We start from the raw sequence: 20675 nt of genomic DNA on the forward strand, positions 1-20675 counted from the left end.
TTCTAGAATAGTGGAACAATAGCGCCGGAGCAACGCCCTCATGTCCCGCCTTCCCCACCTGACCCCGGCGGCGGCCCCGTCGCCCGATCTGGACGCATTGCGCCAGGAGGGCGGCGACCACCCGCCGCGGATCCTGATTCTGTACGGATCGCTGCGCCCACAGTCCTACAGCCGGCTGCTCGCACGCGAAGTAGAGCACCTGCTGCAGCACTTCGGCGCCGAGGTACGGGTCTTCGATCCGCACGCGCTGCCGATGTGCGATGCCGTCGGGGCCGACCATCCGCAGGTGCAGCAGCTGCGTGCCTGGTCACAGTGGTCCGAAGGGCAGGTCTGGATCAGCCCGGAGCGCCACGGCAGCATGAGCGCGGTGTTCAAGAACCAGATCGACTGGCTGCCGCTGTCCGAGGGCAGCGTGCGCCCGACGCAGGGTCGCACGCTGGCGGTCATGCAGGTCTGTGGCGGCTCGCAGTCGTTCAATGTGGTCAACGCGCTGCGCGTGCTGGGCCGCTGGATGCGCATGGTCACCATCCCGAACCAGTCGTCGGTGCCCAAGGTCTGGCAGGAATTCGACGACGCGGGCCGGATGCGTGCCTCGCCGTACTACGACCGCGTGGTCGATGTGGTGGAGGAGCTGGTCAAGTTCACACTGCTCGTGCGGGGGCGCACCGACTACCTCACCAGCCGTTACAGCGAACGCAAGGACGTCGCGGCGATGCACGCGCTGGCGGTGGCCGCCGGTGCCGTTGCAGCACCATCGCCGACGGCCGGGAGCGCGCCATGAAGGCAACAATTCTCCACAACCCTGCGTGCGCCACCTCGCGCAACGTTCTTGCCTTGATCCGCCATGTCGGCATCCAGCCGGAGGTGATCGAGTACCTGGTGACGCCGCCGACGCGCGAGCGGCTGGTCTCGCTGATCCGGCGCGCGGGCCTGGAGGTGCGCCAGGCGCTGCGGCAGAACGTGCCGCCCTACGCCGCGCTGGGTCTGGATGACCTGCGGCTGGATGACGACCACCTGCTCGATGCGATGCTGGCGCACCCGATCCTGATCAACCGTCCCTTCGTCGAGACGGAGCGTGGTGTCTGCCTGGCGCGGCCATCCGAAGCGGTCCTGGCGCTGTTGCCGCCGCTGCGCACCGATTTCACCAAGGAAGACGGCCAGGTGGTGCCGGCCGTGTCCGTGGCCGATTCGGCCGACGGCGATGTCACCCGACCGCCGCGCTGATCGCCTGCAGACCCGGCGTGCCGGAAAGCCGCATCCTGTTCGGCGCGCGCCGGGCCGCGATGCGGGAGGTGAGCCGCAAAAAAAAAGCCCGGTCGATGACCGGGCCCGAAGGGGAGTGCAGGGCGCCGATTACCAGCGCAGACCTTCAAAGGGGTTCCAGCTGGTGTTGCCCTTCACGCGATCCAGGTAATACGCGTAGTTGGTCGTGATCGCGACCAGCAGCGACCACACCACCAGCAACGTACGGCCGATGAAGCCCGGCAGGATCATCGCCACCACATACAGCGCCACGGTCACGGCGAGGACCACGATCGCCTTGCGCCACAGGCCGAGGATGAACAGGTAGATCCAGGTGAAGAACAGGGCGAAGAAGTTGAAGTTGACCTTCACTTTTTCGCCGAACGGCAGCTTCTGCAGGGCTTCCTTGAAGCCCGGGGCGTTGGGCGCGCCATGCTTCTCGAAGAAGTTGAAACGGAACTGCCACTTGGGGCTGTACTGCGAGGTGTTGAAGGAGTCCATATCCATTTTCTAGTTTGTAAACGATTTCATCATAGCTTTCGTATATGCCAGTACGCCAGTGTATCGACGCGGACGTGTCGAAAAACCGGCGCAACCGGGCCGTCACACATTGCGGTGAATTTTCAGATAGGGTGCGCACTCCCCACGGCGGATGCCGTTGGGAACGACCGCAGGACACAGGACACGGAGACCATGTCGAGTACTTCCTCGCGCCACGGCGCGGGCCCCGCCAATCGCCCGATCGCACCGTGCCCGGTCGCGACCCAGGCCCAGCAGTTGCTGGCCCAGCAGCAGTTGACCCAGGCCGCCTCGCGCGCGCTGGCGATCGCCGCTGCCGCGCTGGTCACGCCCGAGCCCGAGCTGCGCTGATACCCCCCGCTGCCCACGCGCTGCCCGATCGGGACAGCGCACGTCGGGCGTGGCCGTCAGGAAGCGCTTGGACATGCCACGGCGCCCGGTCCCGCGCTTGGCCGGGGCAGACGAGGCGCGCGCGGGCTGCGCACGGAACGACACGGCCCCGGTGGATGGCGCTGCGATGGTCATCGACCGTTCGGGTGATGCTAATGACGCCCGTTTACAAGATGAATGGGAAAAACCCCGTGGCACAAGGGCTGCGACCTCATGTCGCGATCAGCCACCCCGGTGTCGGGGCCGGTTGGCTGAATGGGGAGAAATCACGGGGATTGGCCTTCGCACCCGGCTTACATTTGGCCCCATAGACTGAGCCGCATTTTTCGCCTCAAGCCTGTTGGAGAGTTCGTGGGTTCCGGTAGTGACAGACATCAGCTGCGTACCGGTTGCCGGTCCACGCAGGCAGGACGCAATCGTGCCGCTGGGCGCGCCGGGATCGGGATGATCCACCTGGTACCGGGTTCGCCCGGCTTGGCACGCCCCACCACGGGACGCCGCGCATGACCACGCAGACCCTCAACGCCGTTGTGGACGCCGGGCGGGCAGTGCTGCCGGTCGAAACGCCGATGGCCATGCCCGAACAGTCGTTCCGCGAAGGGCGCCTGCAGGTGCCGCGCCAGCGTACCGCGCCGCGGTTGATGGCGCTGCGCCGCTTCTACATCCTCGGCGGCACCGCAGCGATGACCATCGCCGCCACCACCATGATGTGGAAGGTGCTCGCGGTGAACGGCGTCAGCGTGCTGGAGGCCTGTCTGCTGTGCCTGTTCGTGGCCCTGTTCGCCTGGATCGCGCTGTCCTTTGCCGGGGCCGTCGCCGGCTTTCTGACCGCCGTGTTCGATCGCGGCTACAAGCTGGGCATCGATCCGGATGAGCCGCTGCCGCAGGTGCATACCCGCACCGCGCTGCTGATGCCCACCTACAACGAAGATCCGCGCCGCCTGCTGGCTGGCCTGCAGGCGATCTACGAGTCGGTTGCCGCGACCGGGCAACTGGCGCAGTTCGATTTCTACGTGCTCAGCGACACCCGCCGCGACGACATCGGTGCGGCCGAAGAACAGGCGTTTGAAGCACTGCGCGATGCCGTGCAGGGGCACGAACGGCTGTTCTACCGTCGCCGCGGCGACAACAGCGGACGCAAGGCCGGCAACATCGCCGACTGGGTGCGCCGCTTCGGTGGCGGCTACCCGCAGATGCTGATCCTGGATGCCGACAGCCTGATGACCGGCGACACCATCGTGCGCCTGGTGGCCGGCATGGAACACAATCCGGACGTCGGCCTGATCCAGACACTGCCGGCGGTGATCGGCGGGCGCACGCTGTTCGCACGCATGCAGCAGTTCGGCGGGCGCGTGTACGGGCCGGTGATCGGGCGCGGCGTGGCCTGGTGGCATGGTGCGGAAAGCAACTACTGGGGCCACAACGCGATCATCCGCACCGAGGCCTTTGCCGAGAACGCCGGCCTGCCGCCGCTGCCGGGACGCCAGCCGTTCGGCGGGCACGTGCTCAGCCACGATTTCGTCGAGGCCGCGCTGATGCGCCGTGGCGGCTGGGCCACCCACATGGTGCCCTACCTCAAGGGCAGCTACGAGGAAGGCCCGCCCACGCTGACCGACATGCTCGTGCGCGACCGTCGCTGGTGCCAGGGCAACCTGCAGCACGCCAAGGTGGTCGGCTCCAAGGGCCTGCACTGGGTCAGCCGCATGCACATGATGATCGGCATCGGCCACTATTTCACCGCGCCGATGTGGGCGATGCTGATGCTGATCGGCATCGCGATCCCGCTGTTCCAGGGCGGCATCGATTTCAATGCGCTGCTGCATCTGTCGCCCGGCCAGTACTGGCGGCACCAGGACGAAGAAAAAGTGGTGCGCATGTTCGCCCTCACGATGGTCGTGCTGCTGTCGCCCAAGGTGCTGGGGTACCTGGCCATGCTGCTGGACCCGGTGGAGCGGCGCGGATGCGGCGGTGCCTTCCGTGCGCTGATCTCGATGCTGCTGGAAACCGTGCTGGCCGCGCTGATGGCACCGGTGGTGATGTACGTGCAGTCGCGTGGCGTGGCCGAAGTACTGGCCGGCAAGGACTCGGGCTGGGATGCACAGCAGCGTGACGACGGTGGGATCTCCTGGCCGGCGCTGATCCGCGGCTACGGTGGCCTGAGCGTTTTCGGGCTGTTCATGGGCGCGCTCGCCTACGCGGTGTCGCCGTCACTGGCGGCATGGATGGCGCCGGTGGTGGTCGGCATGGTGCTGGCCGTGCCGGTAGTGGCCCTGACCTCCGGGCGCCGCGCCGGCGACCTGCTGCACCGCTGGGGCCTGATGGACATTCCCGAGGAACTGGCCCCGCCGCCGGTGCTGGTGCGCGCCGCGCAACTGCGTCGGGCCGCGCTGGAGAACGCTGCGCCGCAGTGAGTTGTGCGCATAATGCGGCGCCCCTGTTCTGGAGTCACCGCATGCAGCACCGCTTGGAAACCGTCATCAACGAAACCGGCACCGACCCGCAGTGGGCGGTGCTGTGGCTGCATGGACTGGGCGCTGACGGCCATGATTTCGCTCCGATCGTCCCCGAACTGCTGCGTCCGCACTGGCCGGCGATCCGCTTCGTGTTTCCGCATGCACCGGTGCAGCCGATCACGATCAACAACGGCGTGCCGATGCGCGCCTGGTACGACATCGTCAGCATGGACTTCCGCTCGCGTGCCGACGCCGCCGGCGTGGACGCCTCGGTGCTGGCGCTGGACGGCCTGATCGAGGACGAAATCGCCCGCGGCATTCCGGCCGAACGGATCCTGCTGGCCGGCTTCTCGCAGGGCGGCGCCATCATCCTCAGCGCCGCCTTGCGCCGGACCCGCCCGCTGGCCGGCCTGATCGCGCTGTCGACCTACCTGCCGGATCCGGAGACGGCCGCCGCGCAGCGTGCGCCGGACGGCATCCGGCCCCCGGTGTTCATGGCGCACGGCGCGCAGGACCCGGTCATTCCGCAGCCCATCGCCGCGCATACCGCACAGACGCTCACCGCGCTGGGCTTCCCGCTGGAATGGCATTCCTATCCGATGGCCCACCAGGTCTGTGGCGACGAGCTGCAGGCGCTGGGCGATTGGCTGGACGCGCGGTTCCAGGCCGCTTGAGCCGATGAGCGACCCGCGCCAGCTGCCGTGGCTGCCCGACCTGTGCCGCCTGCCGCGGCTGGCGGCGATGCTGGGGCTGGCCGAGCTGGTGGTGCTGGTGGTGGCCCTGGCGCCGGATGGCAGCCGGCAATGGTTGGTGTCGGACTTTCTCAGCGCCAGTGGCTTTGCCCTGTGGCTGGCGTTGGCCACCACGGTCTGCCTGTGCAGCGCCCGGCAGCAGTTGTCGCGGCTTCCCGAGTTACCCGGCACGCTGCTGGCGGTGGCGATGACTGCGGTGATCGCCAGTGCCTGCGCCGGCATCGTGCATGGGCTTTACAGCGCGCTGGGCGGAAGCAGTTTTGCCAGCGGCGTCGGCTTCTGGCGCTTCACCCTGGGCAGCGCGGCGATCACCGCGCTGATGGTGGCGCTGGCCCTGCGCTATTTCTATGTCAGCGACCGCTGGAGCGCGCAGGTGATGGCCAACGCACGCGCGCAGGCCGATGCGTTGCAGGCGCGGATCCGTCCGCACTTTCTCTTCAACAGCATGAACCTCATCGCCGGCCTGCTGCGCCGCGATCCGGCGGTGGCCGAACGCGCGGTGCTGGATCTGTCCGATCTGTTCCGGGCCGCGCTTGGGGCGGGCGAGGGCGATGCCACCCTGCGCGAGGAATGCGAGCTGGCCGAGCGCTATCTCTCGATTGAATCGCTGCGCCTTGGCGAGCGCCTGCAGGTGCAATGGCAGCGCGAGGAACCGCTGCCGTGGGACCTGCCGATGCCGCGCCTGGTGCTGCAGCCTCTGGTGGAGAACGCGGTGCTGCACGGCATCTCGCGGCTGCCGGCGGGGGGCACGATCGTCATCGGGCTGGGCGTAAAGGACCAGCAGTTGCACATCCGCGTGCACAACCCGGCTCCCGATCCCAGCGCGCGCAGCCTGCCGCTGGCGCACGGTGCCGGCCACGCCCAGCGCAGCATCGCGCACCGCCTGGCCTGGCGTTTCGGGCCGGGCGCGCGGATGACGGGAGGATGGAGCGACGGCTACTATGCTTGCGACATCACGGTCCCGATTCCATGAGGATGCTGTCTTGAAAGTGGTCATCGCCGACGACGAACCGCTGGCCCGCGATCGGCTGCGGTCACTGCTGGCCGACCAGGCCGGGGTCGAGGTCGTGGCTGAGGCGGAGAACGGCGAACAGGCGCTGCACGCCTGCGCCGATCTGCAACCGGACCTGGTGCTGCTGGACATCGCCATGCCGGGCCTGGACGGGCTGGAGGCCGCCCGTCACCTGGCCACCTTCGATCCGCGTCCGGCGGTAGTCTTTTGCACCGCCTACGACGCGCACGCGTTGTCCGCGTTCGAGGCGGCCGCCATTGATTACCTGATGAAGCCGGTGCGTCCCGAGCGGCTGGCCGCCGCGCTGGAGCGCGCGCGGACCTTCCTGGCGGGCCGCGGTGGCCAACCCGTTGCCGCCAGCCAGCAGGCACGCACCCTGCTGTGCGCGCGCCTGCGCGGCAGCCTGCGGCTGATCCCGATCGACGACATTCACTACCTGCAGGCCGAGGAAAAGTACGTGGTGGTCCACCACGCACGCGGCGAGGACCTGATCGAGGAGTCGCTGAAGTCGCTGGAGGAGGAGTTCACCACGCGGTTCGTGCGCATCCACCGCAACTGCCTGGTTGCCCGGCACGAACTGATGGAGCTGCGGCGCAACAGCGCCGGCCAGGTGCAGGCCGTGCTTCGCCACGGCAAGCAGCCGCTGGAGGTGAGCCGGCGCTGCGTGGCCAGCATCAAGCAGGACCTCAAGCACCTGTGAGGGAGCAGCGGCGTACCGGCCGTGGGTCGGTACGCGTGGCCGGCTTTGACATAATGGCGGCATGAAGACCCTGCGCATCGCCACCCGAAAGAGCCCGCTTGCCCTGTGGCAGAGCGAACATGTCGCCGATCGCCTGCGCCAGGCGCATCCTGGCCTGGACGTGGTGCTGGTGCCGATGAGCACGCGTGGCGACGAGGTGCTCGACCGCTCGCTGGCCGCCATCGGCGGCAAGGGCCTGTTCCTCAAGGAGCTGGAACTGGCGATGCTGCGCGGTGAGGCCGACTGCGCGGTGCATTCGCTCAAGGACGTACCGATGGAGCTGGACGCACCGTTCGCGCTGCCGGCGATGCTGACCCGCCACGATCCGGCCGACGGCTTCATTTCCAATCTGTACGCCTCGCTCGATGCGCTGCCGATCGGCGCGCGCGTGGGGACCTCCTCGCTGCGCCGCCAGGCGCAGCTGCGCGCGCTGCGTCCGGACCTGGAGCTGCTGGACCTGCGCGGCAACGTCAATACCCGGCTGGCCAAGCTCGACAACGGCGGTTACGACGCGATCGTGCTGGCCGTGGCCGGGCTGGAGCGGTTGGGCCTGGGCGAGCGGATCGTGTCCCGGCTGGCCGCGCCGGCATGGCTGCCGGCCCCGGCGCAGGGCGCGGTCACGGTGGAATGCAATGGCGAGGATGCGCAGGTGATGGCGCTGTTCGCCGCACTGGATGATGCCCGCACCCGCGCCTGCGTGGAGGCCGAGCGCGCGATGAACCGTGCGCTGCACGGCAGCTGCCATGTGCCGGTGGCCGGCTTCGCGCAGTGGGAGGGAGAAGACCTGTTCCTGCAGGGGCTGGTCGGCGGCGTGGCCGACGGCCGCCTGATCCGCGCCGAGGCGCGGGGGCCCGGAGCGGACCCGGATGCCTTGGGAAAAGCAGTGGCGCAGGGGCTGCTCGACGGCGGCGCCGGCGAATTGCTCGCCGTCTGAGGTGCAGGCCGACCACTCCTCCGGTGTGGAGCCCCCTGACTCAGGGGGTGGCCGCGAAGCCGTGGGGGTCCGGGGGGGAAGTGGCCCACGATTCGCGCAGCGAACCGTGGAGCGTCAGCGCGAATGCGACGGCGCGTACCCTTACTTGAACTTGTAGACCACGTTCATGGTGGTCAACGTGTCGGTCTTGCGCTTGTCTTCGGCGACGTCGCTGTTGTAACGGGCCTGCCAGCCGGCTTTCAACGCCAGGTGCTCGTTCATGCTGACCGACACGCCGAAATCGTTCTGGCCGAAGGTGTTGTACGAGCCCGATTCGACCAGCAGCGTGTTGACCAGGTCGGTATTGGGGGTCAGCGTGTACTTGACGTCGAACAGGCCGCGGCCGATCAGGCCGGTGCGGGTCTCATCGTCCTCGGTATTGTGCGTGCGGCGCACACCGGGGCCGATCTGCGCGTCGATGTAGAAGCGGTCGCTGTCCACCACGCGGGTACCGTAACCGAGACCGAACGAGCTCTGGCGGTCGTAGGTGGCGAAATCGTCGCGCTCGTAACGCACAGTGGCGGTGAGCTGGCGGTGTTCGCCCAGCTGCAGCGCGCTGCCGGCGCTGCCGGTATAGCGGTTCGCGGTGGTGTTGCGGCGGCGCACGGTGCTGCCGTCATCGTTGGTTTCGGTGTACTCCGAGCGCGAGCGCAGGCCGAACAGGTCCATGCTGTGCACCCAGTCGTCATCGGTGTAACGCAGGCGCAGGCGACCGTTGGCGCTCTCGGTGTTGCTGTTGCCGCGGGCCGAGGCAAAGCCCAGTTCGCCGCCGCTGCCGCTCCAGGGCGAGGTCATCGCGGCCAGCTCGGAAACGTCTTCCGCCCAGGCCACCGGGGCGCAGAGCAGCAGGGGAACAAGCAACGAGACGCGCAGGGACATCAACGGTTCTCCGGATCGGACAGGGGGGAGGGACAGGCCGGTGATGATACTTGAAGCGTTCAGCGCGACATCCGCGCCTGTGCCCCGGCTTTAGCAGACGTTCGGCCTTTCCGCCTGTTCAGGGTAGATCGACGCGCAGCGTCGGATCGTCGAAGCGCGCGTACGACACCGTGATGTCGAAGGCCTGTCCCTGGGTCTGTCCCTGCCGACGGATGCGCACGGGCAGCCCCTGCGCGTTGATCCAGTACAGCATGCCGTCCGGCGCCGCGGTGGCATGGCGGACGCGGAACCTGCGCGCGACCTGACCGTCGATGCGGTCGCTGCCCAGCGCTTCCACCTGCAGTTGCGCCGGTGCCAGATCGGGCGGCAGCGGATTGCGCCACTGTGCCAGCAGCCCCGGCGGCACCGGAACCTGGCGGACCTCGCCATCGCGCTGCAGGAAGAAGGTGTCGCCAATGATGGTCTGCGCGCCCTCCCCGGTGGTCAGCCGGTAACGGTCCGGTGCGACGAAGTCCATCCGCGCCTCGAGCGGACGCGGCCCCTGCATCTGCATGTGGGCCTGGAAGCTGCGCAGCTGGCCGAACCGGCGGCTGGCGGCAAGCACCTCACCGGCCGGATCGGCGGCCGGCACCGTCGCGGCCAGTGATGGGCCCGGGGTGGCCGGCTCGGCGCTGCGCTCGCATGCCCCCAGCAGCATGACGAGCAGGGCGGCGGGGAACAGGCGCACGAGGGGCGAGGACATGGCGGGGACGGCCGGGCAGGGGGCACCACGATAGCCGAAGATGCCGCCGATGCCGCCACAACGACGGCGACTCGGACATAATCGGCTCATGGACCGATATGAACGCATCAATGCCCTGCATCGCCTGCTCAAGTCCGCCCGCTACCCGGTGACGGTGGCGACGCTGCAGGAGAAACTGGCGTGTTCCCGCGCCACGGTGTATCGCGACCTGGCCTTCCTGCGCGACGCGCTGATGGCCCCGGTGGAGGGCGACGGCGAGGCCGGCTTCCGCTACCAGGCCGATGAAAGCGACCGCTTCGAGCTGCCGGGGCTGTGGCTCAGCTCGGAGGAGCTGCACGCGCTGCTGGCCTCCCAGCACTTGTTGGCGCGTACTGGCGGTGGCGTGTTGTCCTCCGTGCTTGCGCCGCTGCAGCAACGCATCGAAGGCCTGCTGGCTGCCCAGGCCGGGGTCTCGACCTGGCCGGTGGACCGGGTGCGGGTGATTCCGCACCGCGGCCGTAAATTCGACGAGGCCAGCTTCCGTGCGGTGGCGTCGGCGGTGCTGGAGCGCAAGCAGCTGGCGTTCGAGTACCGTGCCCGCTCCACTGACGAGGCCACCAAGCGCACCGTCTCCCCGCAGCGCATGACCCACTATCGCGACAACTGGTACCTGGATGCCTGGGACCACGGGCGCGAGGGACTGCGCAGTTTTGCGGTGGACCGCATCTACAAGGCGCGGGTGGTCGACACCGTGGCCCGCGACGTGGACGACAGCGAGCTGGACGAACAGCTCGGCGCGAGCTACGGCATCTTTTCCGGCGCGCCCAAGGGCTGGGCCACCATCGTGTTCAGCGCCAAGGCGGCGCGCTGGGTGGCCGACGAACACTGGCATTCCAGGCAGCAGGGTCGGTTCCTGCCGGACGGCCGCTATGAACTGAAGGTGCCGTACAGCGTTTCCCGCGAGCTGCTGATGGACGTGCTCCACTACGGGTCGGATGCCGAGATCATCGAGCCGACCGTGCTGCGCGAACAGGCCAAGGCGCTGCTGGCGCTGGCGCTGAGCAACTACGAGTAGCAACGCCTGCGGTCGCCGCACCCGCCTGCTGCGGCCGCCGCTCATGCCCCACCGTCATGTGGCCCCGGTACCCGGGGGGGCGGTGCCTGCGGTATCGTTGAAGGCTGTCGCAGCCCCCCCGGATTGTCCCCCCATGAAAAAGTACCTGTTGCTCCCGCTGCTGGCCGCGTCGCTGGCCCTGGCCGCCTGCGGTAAGTCCGGCAACGACACGAAGAAGCTGGTGGTCGCCGCCACGGCCGTTCCGCATGCCGAGATCCTGGCCCAGGTCAAGCCGATCCTGGCCAAGGAAGGGCTGGAACTGGACGTGCGCGTGTTCAACGATTACGTGCAGCCCAACGACCAGCTCGTGCAGAAGCAGGTGGACGTCAACTACTTCCAGACCGAGCCGTATCTGGATGCCTACAACCGCGACCGCAAGACCGATCTGGTCAAAGTGATCGGCGTGCACATCGAGCCGTTCGGCGCCTACTCGCGCCGCTTCAAGACGCTCGATGAGGTGCCCACCGGTGCGGACGTGGTGATTCCCAATGACCCGAGCAACAACAGCCGCGCGCTGATCCTGCTGCACAAGGCAGGCCTGATCACCCTCAAGGACCCGACCAATGCGCTGGCCACCCAGCGTGACATCATCGCCAACCCCAAGCAGCTCAAGTTCCGCGAGCTGGATTCGGCGATGCTGCCGCGCGTGCTCGACCAGGTCGATCTGGCCCTGATCAACACCAATTACGCGCTGGATGCCGGGCTCAATCCGACCGAGGACGCGCTGGCGATCGAGAGCCGGGATTCGCCGTACGTGAACTTCCTGGTCGCGCGCCCGGACAACAAGGACGATGCCCGCGTGCAGCAGCTGGCCAAGGCGCTGACCAGCCCCGACGTGAAGGCCTTCATCGCCGAGAAATACAAGGGCGCGGTGCTGCCGGCGTTCTGATGGCGATGGGGGCGCAATGCCGGCCGGCGGCCGGCATTACGCCGGTGATGTGACCCGGAAGCCCATCGTCGCTTCCACGGCCTGCTGCCAGCCGGCATACAGCGCCTCGCGGCGCGCCGCCGCCATCTGCGGTTGGAAACGGCGGTCCACGGCCCATTGTTCGGCGATCTGCGCGCGGCTGGTCCAGAAGCCGGTCGCCAGCCCGGCCAGATAGGCCGCGCCCAGCGCGGTGGTTTCGGCCACCTGCGGGCGAAGCACCGGCACGCCAAGCAGGTCGCTCTGGAACTGCGCCATGAAGTCGTTGGCGATCGCACCGCCGTCGGCGCGCAGCTCCTTCAGCTCGATGCCGGCATCGGCCTGCATCGCGGCCAGCACGTCGCGGGTCTGGTAGGCCATCGACTCCACCGCCGCGCGGATGAAATGTTCCTTGGTGGTGCCACGGGTCAGCCCGAACATCGCCCCGCGCACATCGCTGCGCCAGTACGGCGCGCCCAGCCCGACAAAGGCCGGCACCAGGTACACGCCGCCGTTGTCCTCGGCGCGCTCTGCATACGCCTGGCAGTCGCTGGACTTGCCGAACATGCGCAATCCGTCGCGCAGCCACTGCACCACCGACCCGGCGACGAAGATCGAGCCTTCCAGGGCGTACTCCACCCGGCCGTCGATGCCCCAGGCCAACGTGGTCAGCAGGCCATTGTGCGATTCCACGGCCTTGTCGCCGGTGTTCATCAGCATGAAACAGCCGGTGCCATAGGTGTTCTTGGCCATGCCCGGCTCGAAGCATGCCTGGCCGAACAGCGCGGCCTGCTGGTCGCCGGCGATGCCGGCAATGGGAATGTGCTGATCGAAGAAGAACTGCGACCGCGTGGTCGCGTAGACCTCGCTGGAGCTGCGGACCTCGGGCAGCATCGCGCGTGGAATGTTGAACAGCGCCAGCAGTGCATCATCCCAGCGCCGCGCGTGGATATCGAACAGCAGGGTGCGTGCGGCATTGCTCGGATCAGTGACATGCGCCTGACCGCCGCTGAGGTTCCAGACCAGCCAGGTGTCGATGGTGCCGAACAGCAGTTCGCCGCGCTCGGCCCGCGCCTGCGCACCGGGAACATGGTCGAGGATCCAGCGGATCTTGGTGGCCGAGAAGTACGCGTCGATCACCAGACCGGTGCGCTGCCGGATCAACGGCTCATGGCCGTCGGCTTTGAGTCGTTCGCACAGCGGGTGGCTCTGCCGCGACTGCCACACGACCGCATTGTGGATCGGTTGCCCGGTGGCCTTGTCCCACACCACGGTGGTTTCGCGCTGGTTGGTGATGCCGATGGCGGCGATGTGGCGCGGCTCGACCTGCTGGCGGTTCAACAGCTCGGTGATCGTGGTGTAGACGCTGGTGAGGATCTCGCGTGGATCGTGCTCCACCCAGCCCGGTTCGGGGAACAGCTGGGTGAACTCGCGTTGGGCGCTCCCGGCCATGCGGCCGTCGCGGTCGAACAGGATCGCGCGCGAACTGGTGGTGCCCTGGTCGATCGCGAGCACGTACTGCTTGTCCATCACTGACTCCCTGGCAACCCTGCGCATGTCGCAGCGACCCGCCCAGCCTACGCCATCGCCGCGCGGGCCTGCAGGTGCGCGGCCAATGCCTCGCACTGGGCTGGCTGCATGCGGAGCCCGAGGTGCGTGCGTCGCCACAACACATCATCGGCGGTCCGCGCCCACTCGTGCGCGACCAGATAGTCCAGCTCGCGCTGATACAGCCCGCCGCCGTGGTCGTGGCCCAGCGCATCCAGCGACTGCGCACCGCCCAGCAGGCGTGTGGCGCGGGTGCCATAACTGCTGGCCAGACGCTGCAGCAGGGCCGCCGGCAGCTGCGGATGGGACTGCTGCAGGCATGCGGCGACCGCCGCGCCATCACCGCCATCGCCGCCGGGCAAGACCGCGCCGTGTGCGGTCCACGCCGGCCCGGCGTGGGGCAGGTGGGGGCCGAGCCGGTCCAGCGCTTCCTCGGCCAGGGCGCGATAGGTGGTGAGCTTGCCGCCCAGGACGCTGAGCAGCGGCGCTCCGCTGGTATCCAGGTCCAGCCGATAGTCGCGGGTCACCTTGGACGCATCGCGGTGATGGTCCGCCAGCAGCGGGCGCACCCCGCTGAAGCGCCACACGATGTCCGCGTCCCGCACCGGGACGCGCAGGTAACGGTTGACCGCCGCCAGCAGATAGGCCTGTTCGTCATCGCGTGGACGCACCTGGGCGGGGTCGTCGTCGTAGTCGGTGTCGGTGGTGCCGATCAGCGTGAAGTCGTCCTCGTACGGGATGGCGAACACGATGCGCTGATCCGGTTGCTGGAACACATAGGCGCTGTCGTGCGCGAACAGGCGTGGCACGACCAGGTGGCTGCCCTGCACCAGGCGCAGGCCGATCGGTGCATCCAGGCCGGCACGCTCCAGCAGCTGGCCTGCCCACGGCCCGGCGGCATTGACCACGCACTGCGTGCGCACGCGCTGCACATCGCCGTTGGCGTCGCGCAGCACTGCCCACCAGTGGTCACGGTGGCGGATCAGCTGCTCGCAACGCGTGCGTACCCGGATCCGGGCGCCGCGTTCGTGCGCATCCACCGCATTGAGGACCACCAATCGCGCATCGTCCACGCGCGCATCGGCGTAGCTGAAACCGGTACGGTACTGCGGCTGCAGCGCTGCGCCGGCCGGATCGGTGGCCAGCCGCAGGCGTCGCGACGTCGGGAAATGGGCGTTGGCCTGGCCAAGGTGGTCGTAGAGCCATAAGCCGGCGCGCAGCACCCAGGCCGGTCGCAGCAGCGAGGCATGCGGCAGCACGAACGTGGTGGGGCGGACCAGATGCGGCGCCAGCCGGCGGACGGTTTCGCGTTCGTTGAGCGCCTTGCGCACCAGGGCGAACTCGCCGTTGCGCAGGTAGCGCAGGCCGCCGTGGACGAGCTTGGTACTGGCGCTGGAGGTATGCGCGGCGAGATCGTCCTGCTCGCACAGGCAGACCGACAGCCCGCGCCCGGCGGCATCGCGGGCGATACCGGCGCCGTTGATGCCGCCGCCCACCACCAGTACGTCGAAGGTATCGCTCATCGCTTCCCCGGGGTGGACCCGGATGGGTCCGTGCCGGCAGTGTCGATCACGCGCGGACAAGACCCGATGAAAGTGCACGGTCCGGAAACGACAACGGGCCCCGTTGAGGGGCCCGTCGCGAACGTACCTGGATGCGGGGTGGCGCTTAGAAGCGGGCGCCGATGCCGAAGCCCACGGTCCACGGGTCCAGCTTGGCCTTGTCGCCGGTGCCGTTGCCGTTGACGGTCAGTTCCGGACGCGAATGCATGTAGCGGGCATCGGCGCGGGCAAACCAGGTGCTGTTGATGTTCATGTCCACGCCGACGGTGCCGATGGCGCCCTTGGCGGTTTCCAGGCCGATGTGGCCGACATCGCTGGCCAGCTTCTCATTGCTGAAATTGGACTCGTAGTAGCCCACGCCCACGAACGGACGGAACACGTTGTCGGCCTGGCCGAAGTGATACTGGCCGCTCAGCGCGATCGGCTGCTGCTCGACGGTGCCCAGACGCGCGCCATCGGTACCGCGCACGCGGTGGTCGAACTTGTCGGCGGCGCCCCACAGTTCCACGGCCCAGTTGTCGTTGATGTAGTAGCTGAAGCTCAGCGTGGGGGCCGGGCCGCCATCCACCTTGCGCACGCCGTCGAGCGGGTCGTTCTTCGGCTGCAGCAGCGAGACGCCGCCGACCACGGCAAAATGCTTGCCCGAAGCGGTGTCAGTGGTGGTGGTGTCCTGCGCGAATGCGGCCGGTGCGAAGGCCAGCGCGGTCAGGGTTGCCAGGGTCAGGGTGCGGATGGAGCGCATGGGGGAATCTCCTCGGTGTTTTTTTGTTCTGGACCCCTTGTTCCGGGGTGGGCCAAACGTAGTCCCCGAAACATGAATCGCATCCGACGCGCGTTAAAAATTGGTTTGTTCCGTTCAGCGAACAGCGCGGAACCGCTGCGCAGACGGGTGATCATGCGACGCTGGACATTCATGCAGTTGGACGTGGAGTGATGAACACCATGCAGTGCCAAGGGCTTCCTGCGCAGGTCGATGCGCATGCGCGCGTGCTGGTGCTCGGTTCCATGCCCGGCATCGCCTCGTTGCAGGCGGCGCAGTACTACGCGCATCCGCGCAACCGGTTCTGGCCGCTGATGGCGGCGTTGTGCGATGTCGATGCGACGCTGCCCTACGCCGCGCGCATGGAGGCGCTGCTGGCCGCAGGCGTGGGCGTGTGGGACGTGATCGGCCGCTGCGAGCGCGCCGGCAGCCTGGATGCGTCGATCGTGCGCGGCAGTGAAGAGGCCAATGCACTGCCGGACCTGATTGACACGCTGCCGGCCCTGCGCGCGATCTGCTGCAACGGTGGCACGGCGCACCGTGCGTTCCTGCGGCATATCGCCCCGTCGCTGTCGGCGCGGGCGCAGGCATTGCCGGTGTGGTCGCTGCCGTCGACCAGCCCGGCCAACGCGGCCTGGCCGCTGCCGCGCCTGCAGGTGGCGTGGGCGCCGTTGGCCGCGGCGTTGACCGGTTGAGGGCGGCCTCTGCCGGCAGGGACGCGGGGGACAAGGCGGACAATACGGCACCGACTGGTCACGCGGCCACGGGCGGCGGCCGTGCATGTAACGCGCGCTGAAACAGCCTGTCCCGGGACAGGGGCATTGAAATTGGCACAAGCAGGTTGGCGCTAGCGCCTCCTGCCCCCACAATAGAGGATTCCCTACACCAGATTGCCGGAGTTATCCCCATGGCCGAAATCAAGGAAGCACTTGTCCCCGATATCGGTGACTACAGCGATATCCCGGTAATCGAGGTGCTTGTCGCCGTTGGTGATACCGTCAAGAAGGACCAGGGTCTGGTGACGCTGGAGTCGGACAAGGCCACGATGGAAGTGCCGTCCTCGGTGGCTGGCGTGGTCAAGGAAATCAAGGTCAAGGTCGGCGACAACCTCTCCGAGGGCAAGGTCGTGGCCCTGATCGAAGTGGCCGAAGGCGAGGCCGAGGCCAAGCCGGCCGCTGCTGCTGCCGCTGCCGCACCGGTCGCTGCCGAGACCGCGACCAAGGTCGAGCCGGTCGCCGCCCCGGCGCAGCCGGACAAGCTGGCCGCGCGCGAGATCGAGCAGGCCGCGTCCAAGCCGACCCAGCCCGCCCCGGCCGCCGCCGCGCCGTCGGCCGGCGCCCCGAGCAGCCCGCCGGTGCAGTTCAGCGCCGACAGCGTGCTGCCGCAGAAGGTCCCGTACGCCTCCCCGGCGGTGCGCGTGTTCGCCCGTGAGCTGGGCGTCGATCTGAACCAGCTGACCGGTACCGAGAAGGGTGGCCGCATCACCAAGGGCGACGTGCAGAAGTTCGTCAAGTCCGCGCTGACCGGCGGCGTGCCGGCGGCCGGCGGCACCGTTGCCGCCGGCGGCGGGCTGAACCTGCTGCCCTGGCCGAAGGTCGACTTTGCCAAGTTTGGTGAGGTCGAGGTCCAGCCGCTGTCGCGCATCAAGAAGATTTCCGGCGCCAACCTGGCGCGCAACTGGGCGATGATTCCGCACGTCACCCAGTTCGAGCAGGCCGACATCACCGAGCTGGAAGCCCTGCGCGTGGCGCTGAACAAGGAAAACGAGAAGGCCGGCATCAAGCTGACCATGCTCGCCTTCCTGGTCAAGGCCAGCGCCGCGGCACTGAAGAAGTTCCCCGAGTTCAACGCCTCGCTGGATGCCAGCGGCGAGAATCTGACCCTGAAGAAGTACTTCAACATCGGTTTCGCCGCCGACACCCCGAGCGGGTTGGTGGTGCCGGTGATCCGCGATGTGGACAAGAAGGGTGTGGTGCAGATCGCGCAGGAATCCGGCGAACTGGCCAAGAAGGCTCGCGACGGCAAGCTGGGCCCGGCCGACATGAGCGGTGGCTGCTTCTCGATCAGCTCGCTGGGCGGTATCGGCGGCACGGCGTTCACCCCGATCGTCAATGCGCCGGAAGTGGCCATCCTGGGCGTGTCCAAGTCGTCGATCCAGCCGGTCTGGAACGGCAAGGAATTCGCGCCGAAGCTGATGCTGCCGCTGTCGCTGAGCTATGACCACCGCGTCATCGACGGTGCGCTGGCGGCACGCTTCACCACCTACCTGTCGCAGGTGCTGGCCGACATGCGGCGCGTGCTGCTGTGAGGCAAGGCCTGGCATCGCAGCCGGGCAGAGTCCGGCTCCATGCGATGGCGCTGCTGGCACTCCTGCCGGCGGCACAGGCAGGCGCTGCCGGCTGCAGCATCGACCTCGGTCGTGGCTGGCCGCCGGCCGTAGGCAACTACGGCCAGGCGGTGGAAACCCTGTTCGATGGCAAGGCGCAGCCCGCGCTGTCGCTGGTGACCCTGCCCAAGAGCGGTGTCGAGACTGGCGTGGCGCTGCTGCCCGGCACCGATGAGCAGGAATGGACCCTGCGCTTCAGCCGCGCCGACAAGCGCGTGTACAACTGGAACAACAGTGCGCGCCAGGGGGGCCTGGAGCTGCGCGTGGACCAGGAGCCGGACCAGTACCAGGTGCGGATCCCGGCGGCGCTGGCGCAGCGCCTGATGCGCAGCTGGAAGGCCGCGCTCGACGCCGGCGTCCCCGCCGACCGCAAGGCGCCCGTGCTGGATGGCGAAGTGCTGTCCTTCATGGTCGATGGCGAACGTTACAGCGGCACGCGGCCGGAGTGCGGCGCCGGCAAAGTGATCATGAAACAGGTGGCGCTGCTGATCGAAGCCAGCGACACCAAGGAAAAGAAGCTCGACCGTCGCTGGCAGGATCTGGACGAGTCGCTCGACGAACTGCAGCAACTGCTCGGCGGCAACGCCGGCTGAGCACCAGGAGAACACGAATGGCCGCTATTGAAATCAAGGTTCCCGACATCGGCGATTACAGCGATGTGCCGGTAATCGAACTGCTGGTCGCGGTGGGCGACACAGTGAAGAAGGACCAGGGCCTGGTCACGCTGGAATCGGACAAGGCCACGCTGGAAGTGCCGTCCTCGGCCGCTGGCGTGGTCAAGGAAATCAAGGTCAAGCTGGGTGACTCGCTGTCCGAAGGCGACGTGGTGGTCGTGCTGGAGGCCGAAGGCGCGGCTGCCCCGGCTGCCCCGGCTGCCGCTGCGGCACCCGCCCCGGCTGCACCGGCCAGCAAGCCGCCGGTGACCCCCTCGCACCGCGCCCCGGCCGAACCGGCCGCGCCGCAGCCGGCGCTGTCCTCGGGCAAGCCGGCCGACATCGAATGCAGGATGGTGGTGCTGGGCGCAGGCCCGGGCGGTTACACCGCAGCCTTCCGTTCGGCCGACCTGGGTGTGGACACCGTGCTGGTCGAGCGTTACGCCAGCCTCGGTGGCGTCTGCCTCAACGTGGGCTGCATTCCCTCCAAGGCGCTGCTGCATGCGGCCGCAGTGATCGATGAAGTTGCCCATGCCGGTGATTTCGGCGTTGAATTCGGCAAGCCGACCATCACCCTGGACAAGCTGCGCGGCTACAAGGAAAAAGTGGTCACGCAGCTGACCAAGGGCCTGGCGGGCATGGCCAAGCAGCGCAAGGTGCGCACGGTGCAGGGCCTGGCGAAGTTCGTGTCGGCCAATGAGCTGGAGATCGTCGGCGACGACGGCAAGACCCAGCTGCTGCGCTTCGAGCAGTGCATCATCGCCGCCGGCTCGCAGGCAGTGAAGCTGCCGAACTTCCCGTGGGACGACAAGCGCGTCATGGACTCCACCGATGCGCTGGAACTGGCCGAGGTGCCGGGCAAGCTGCTGGTGGTCGGTGGCGGCATCATCGGCCTGGAAATGGCCACCGTATACGGTGCGCTGGGCAGCGAAGTGACCGTGGTCGAGTTCATGGACCAGCTGATGCCGGGCGCCGACAAGGACCTGGTCAAGCCGCTGGCCGACCGCCTGAAGAAGCAGGGCATCATGGTGCACCTGAAGACCAAGGCGACCGACGTCAAGGCGGACAAGGCCGGCATCACCGTGTCCTTCGAGGCCGCCGTGGAAGGCGAAAAGCCGGGCCTGGAGGCCACCACCTTCGACCGCGTGCTGGTGGCGGTGGGCCGCTCCCCGAACGGAAAGAAGATCGATGCCGAGAAGGCCGGCGTGCAGGTGACCGAGCGCGGTTTCATTCCCGCCGACCGTCAGATGCGCACCAACGTGCCGCACATCTTCGCCATCGGCGACATCGTGGGCAACCCGATGCTGGCCCACAAGGCCACGCACGAAGGCAAACTGGCGGCGGAAGTGGCCGCAGGCGAGAAGAAGGAGTGGGTGGCGCGGGTGATTCCGTCGGTGGCCTACACCAATCCGGAAATCGCGTGGGTCGGCGTGACCGAGACCGAGGCGAAGGCCAAGGGGTTGAAGGTCGGCGTGGCCAAGTTCCCGTGGGCCGCCAGCGGCCGCGCGATCGGCATCGGCCGTACCGAAGGCTTCACCAAGCTGATCTTCGACGAAGAGACCCACCGCATCATCGGCGGCGCGATCGTCGGTGTGCACGCCGGTGACCTGCTGGCCGAAATCGGTCTGGCGATCGAGATGGGTGCGGAGGCCGAAGACATCGGCCACACCATCCACGCGCATCCGACGCTGAGCGAATCGGTGGCGATGGCCGCGGAAATCTACGACGGCACGATCACCGATCTGTACATGCCCAAGAAGAAGTAAGCGCCCGCCATCTGTTGGTGGTGATGCGTGTTCAATGGAAAAACCCGGCGAAAGCCGGGTTTTTCTGTTCAACAGCAACGTCAACTTCAACTGCGTGGCGCCTCCGTTGTCACGTGGACGCGCGCCGGGCAGCCCATGCCGGGGCACGCCGTGAACCTATTACTGGGGGCTCGTGGGCGGCATCCATGCCGCCCAACGGCCCCAGCATGGGCTGCCCGGCGCGCATTTCAGGGTGGGTCGCGACGCGGCCAACGCCATCCAACACGTGCTTCAGGGTGTTACGGCGTGGCGGTCGACCGCCC

The 20675-nt window shown here is 67.9% G+C and carries 20 protein-coding genes; 14 read left to right on the forward strand and 6 right to left on the reverse strand.

All coding sequences use genetic code 11. The features are described 5' to 3' along the window. Positions 1–40: 40 nt before the first annotated feature. Both arsH and arsC read left to right on the forward strand, forming a co-directional pair. Positions 41–781, forward strand: a complete 741-nt coding sequence (gene arsH / locus ACPEH8_RS06680; RefSeq protein ID WP_017354801.1) for an arsenical resistance protein ArsH — start codon at positions 41–43, stop codon at positions 779–781. After that, entirely contained in the window at positions 778–1224 is a 447-nt protein-coding gene (gene arsC / locus ACPEH8_RS06685; RefSeq protein WP_423666355.1) for an arsenate reductase (glutaredoxin), read from the forward strand. The genes arsH and arsC overlap by 4 nt, the downstream gene beginning before the upstream one ends. A 129-nt stretch (positions 1225–1353) precedes the next feature. Here arsC and ACPEH8_RS06690 read toward each other — a convergent pair whose 3' ends face one another. After that, positions 1354–1743 (reverse strand): DUF2628 domain-containing protein, encoded by a 390-nt coding sequence (locus tag ACPEH8_RS06690; protein ID WP_017354799.1) that lies wholly within the window; start codon positions 1741–1743, stop codon positions 1354–1356. A gap of 192 nt (positions 1744–1935) precedes the next feature. Between ACPEH8_RS06690 and ACPEH8_RS06695 the strand changes: the two genes are divergently transcribed. The 6 genes from ACPEH8_RS06695 to hemC all read left to right on the forward strand — a co-directional run bounded on the left by ACPEH8_RS06695 (position 1936) and on the right by hemC (position 8041). Continuing rightward, a complete protein-coding gene (locus ACPEH8_RS06695; RefSeq protein ID WP_153164817.1) occupies positions 1936–2112 on the forward strand; it encodes a hypothetical protein in 177 nt (58 codons plus the stop codon). A gap of 542 nt (positions 2113–2654) precedes the next feature. Beyond that, complete coding sequence (gene mdoH / locus ACPEH8_RS06700) at positions 2655–4562, forward strand: glucans biosynthesis glucosyltransferase MdoH (RefSeq protein ID WP_423666357.1); 1908 nt, start codon at positions 2655–2657, stop codon at positions 4560–4562. Between the two features lie 41 nt (positions 4563–4603). Next, the gene (locus tag ACPEH8_RS06705) at positions 4604–5278 is read left to right on the forward strand and encodes an alpha/beta hydrolase (protein WP_017354796.1); all 675 of its coding nucleotides are present in this window, start codon (positions 4604–4606) and stop codon (positions 5276–5278) included. A gap of 4 nt (positions 5279–5282) precedes the next feature. Beyond that, a complete protein-coding gene (locus ACPEH8_RS06710; RefSeq protein WP_017354795.1) occupies positions 5283–6329 on the forward strand; it encodes a sensor histidine kinase in 1047 nt (348 codons plus the stop codon). Beyond that, positions 6298–7068: a LytR/AlgR family response regulator transcription factor gene (locus ACPEH8_RS06715; protein WP_192813850.1), complete on the forward strand. Its 771-nt coding sequence runs from the start codon at positions 6298–6300 to the stop codon at positions 7066–7068. The genes ACPEH8_RS06710 and ACPEH8_RS06715 overlap by 32 nt, the downstream gene beginning before the upstream one ends. A gap of 61 nt (positions 7069–7129) precedes the next feature. Further along, entirely contained in the window at positions 7130–8041 is a 912-nt protein-coding gene (gene hemC / locus ACPEH8_RS06720; RefSeq protein ID WP_287253198.1) for a hydroxymethylbilane synthase, read from the forward strand. 141 nt (positions 8042–8182) lie between these two features. Here hemC and ACPEH8_RS06725 read toward each other — a convergent pair whose 3' ends face one another. Together ACPEH8_RS06725 and ACPEH8_RS06730 are read right to left on the reverse strand one after the other, a co-directional pair. Continuing rightward, entirely contained in the window at positions 8183–8959 is a 777-nt protein-coding gene (locus ACPEH8_RS06725; RefSeq protein WP_017354792.1) for a DUF481 domain-containing protein, read from the reverse strand. Between the two features lie 118 nt (positions 8960–9077). Beyond that, entirely contained in the window at positions 9078–9701 is a 624-nt protein-coding gene (locus tag ACPEH8_RS06730) for a LolA family protein (RefSeq protein ID WP_017354791.1), read from the reverse strand. 88 nt (positions 9702–9789) lie between these two features. Here ACPEH8_RS06730 and ACPEH8_RS06735 point away from each other — a divergent pair, with 88 nt between their 5' ends. Both ACPEH8_RS06735 and ACPEH8_RS06740 read left to right on the forward strand, forming a co-directional pair. After that, positions 9790–10755: a helix-turn-helix transcriptional regulator gene (locus ACPEH8_RS06735; RefSeq protein ID WP_017354790.1), complete on the forward strand. Its 966-nt coding sequence runs from the start codon at positions 9790–9792 to the stop codon at positions 10753–10755. A gap of 133 nt (positions 10756–10888) precedes the next feature. Continuing rightward, a complete protein-coding gene (locus tag ACPEH8_RS06740; protein ID WP_166473473.1) occupies positions 10889–11683 on the forward strand; it encodes a MetQ/NlpA family ABC transporter substrate-binding protein in 795 nt (264 codons plus the stop codon). Positions 11684–11719: 36 nt separating this feature from the next. On the opposite strand, the gene glpK is transcribed toward ACPEH8_RS06740, so the two are convergent. From glpK to ACPEH8_RS06755, 3 genes are all read right to left on the reverse strand, one after another. Beyond that, complete coding sequence (glpK, locus tag ACPEH8_RS06745) at positions 11720–13228, reverse strand: glycerol kinase GlpK (RefSeq protein ID WP_017354788.1); 1509 nt, start codon at positions 13226–13228, stop codon at positions 11720–11722. Between the two features lie 47 nt (positions 13229–13275). Further along, positions 13276–14769 (reverse strand): glycerol-3-phosphate dehydrogenase, encoded by a 1494-nt coding sequence (gene glpD / locus ACPEH8_RS06750; protein ID WP_423666359.1) that lies wholly within the window; start codon positions 14767–14769, stop codon positions 13276–13278. 145 nt (positions 14770–14914) lie between these two features. Then, entirely contained in the window at positions 14915–15550 is a 636-nt protein-coding gene (locus ACPEH8_RS06755; protein WP_423666361.1) for an OmpW/AlkL family protein, read from the reverse strand. Positions 15551–15741: 191 nt separating this feature from the next. Between ACPEH8_RS06755 and ACPEH8_RS06760 the strand changes: the two genes are divergently transcribed. The 4 genes from ACPEH8_RS06760 to lpdA all read left to right on the forward strand — a co-directional run bounded on the left by ACPEH8_RS06760 (position 15742) and on the right by lpdA (position 20373). Further along, positions 15742–16263 carry a DNA-deoxyinosine glycosylase gene (locus tag ACPEH8_RS06760; protein WP_153164813.1) on the forward strand — a complete coding sequence of 174 codons (522 nt, stop codon included), beginning with the start codon at positions 15742–15744 and terminating at the stop codon, positions 16261–16263. A 212-nt stretch (positions 16264–16475) separates the two neighbouring features. Continuing rightward, entirely contained in the window at positions 16476–17876 is a 1401-nt protein-coding gene (aceF, locus tag ACPEH8_RS06765; protein ID WP_423666363.1) for a dihydrolipoyllysine-residue acetyltransferase, read from the forward strand. 44 nt (positions 17877–17920) lie between these two features. Beyond that, the gene (locus ACPEH8_RS06770; RefSeq protein WP_136005238.1) at positions 17921–18547 is read left to right on the forward strand and encodes a hypothetical protein; all 627 of its coding nucleotides are present in this window, start codon (positions 17921–17923) and stop codon (positions 18545–18547) included. A gap of 17 nt (positions 18548–18564) precedes the next feature. After that, positions 18565–20373, forward strand: a complete 1809-nt coding sequence (gene lpdA, locus ACPEH8_RS06775) for a dihydrolipoyl dehydrogenase (RefSeq protein ID WP_287251493.1) — start codon at positions 18565–18567, stop codon at positions 20371–20373. The last annotated feature ends 302 nt before the right edge of the window (positions 20374–20675 follow it).

This window comes from Stenotrophomonas sp. NPDC077461 (genome assembly GCF_049545475.1).
Taxonomy (GTDB): domain Bacteria; phylum Pseudomonadota; class Gammaproteobacteria; order Xanthomonadales; family Xanthomonadaceae; genus Stenotrophomonas; species Stenotrophomonas nematodicola.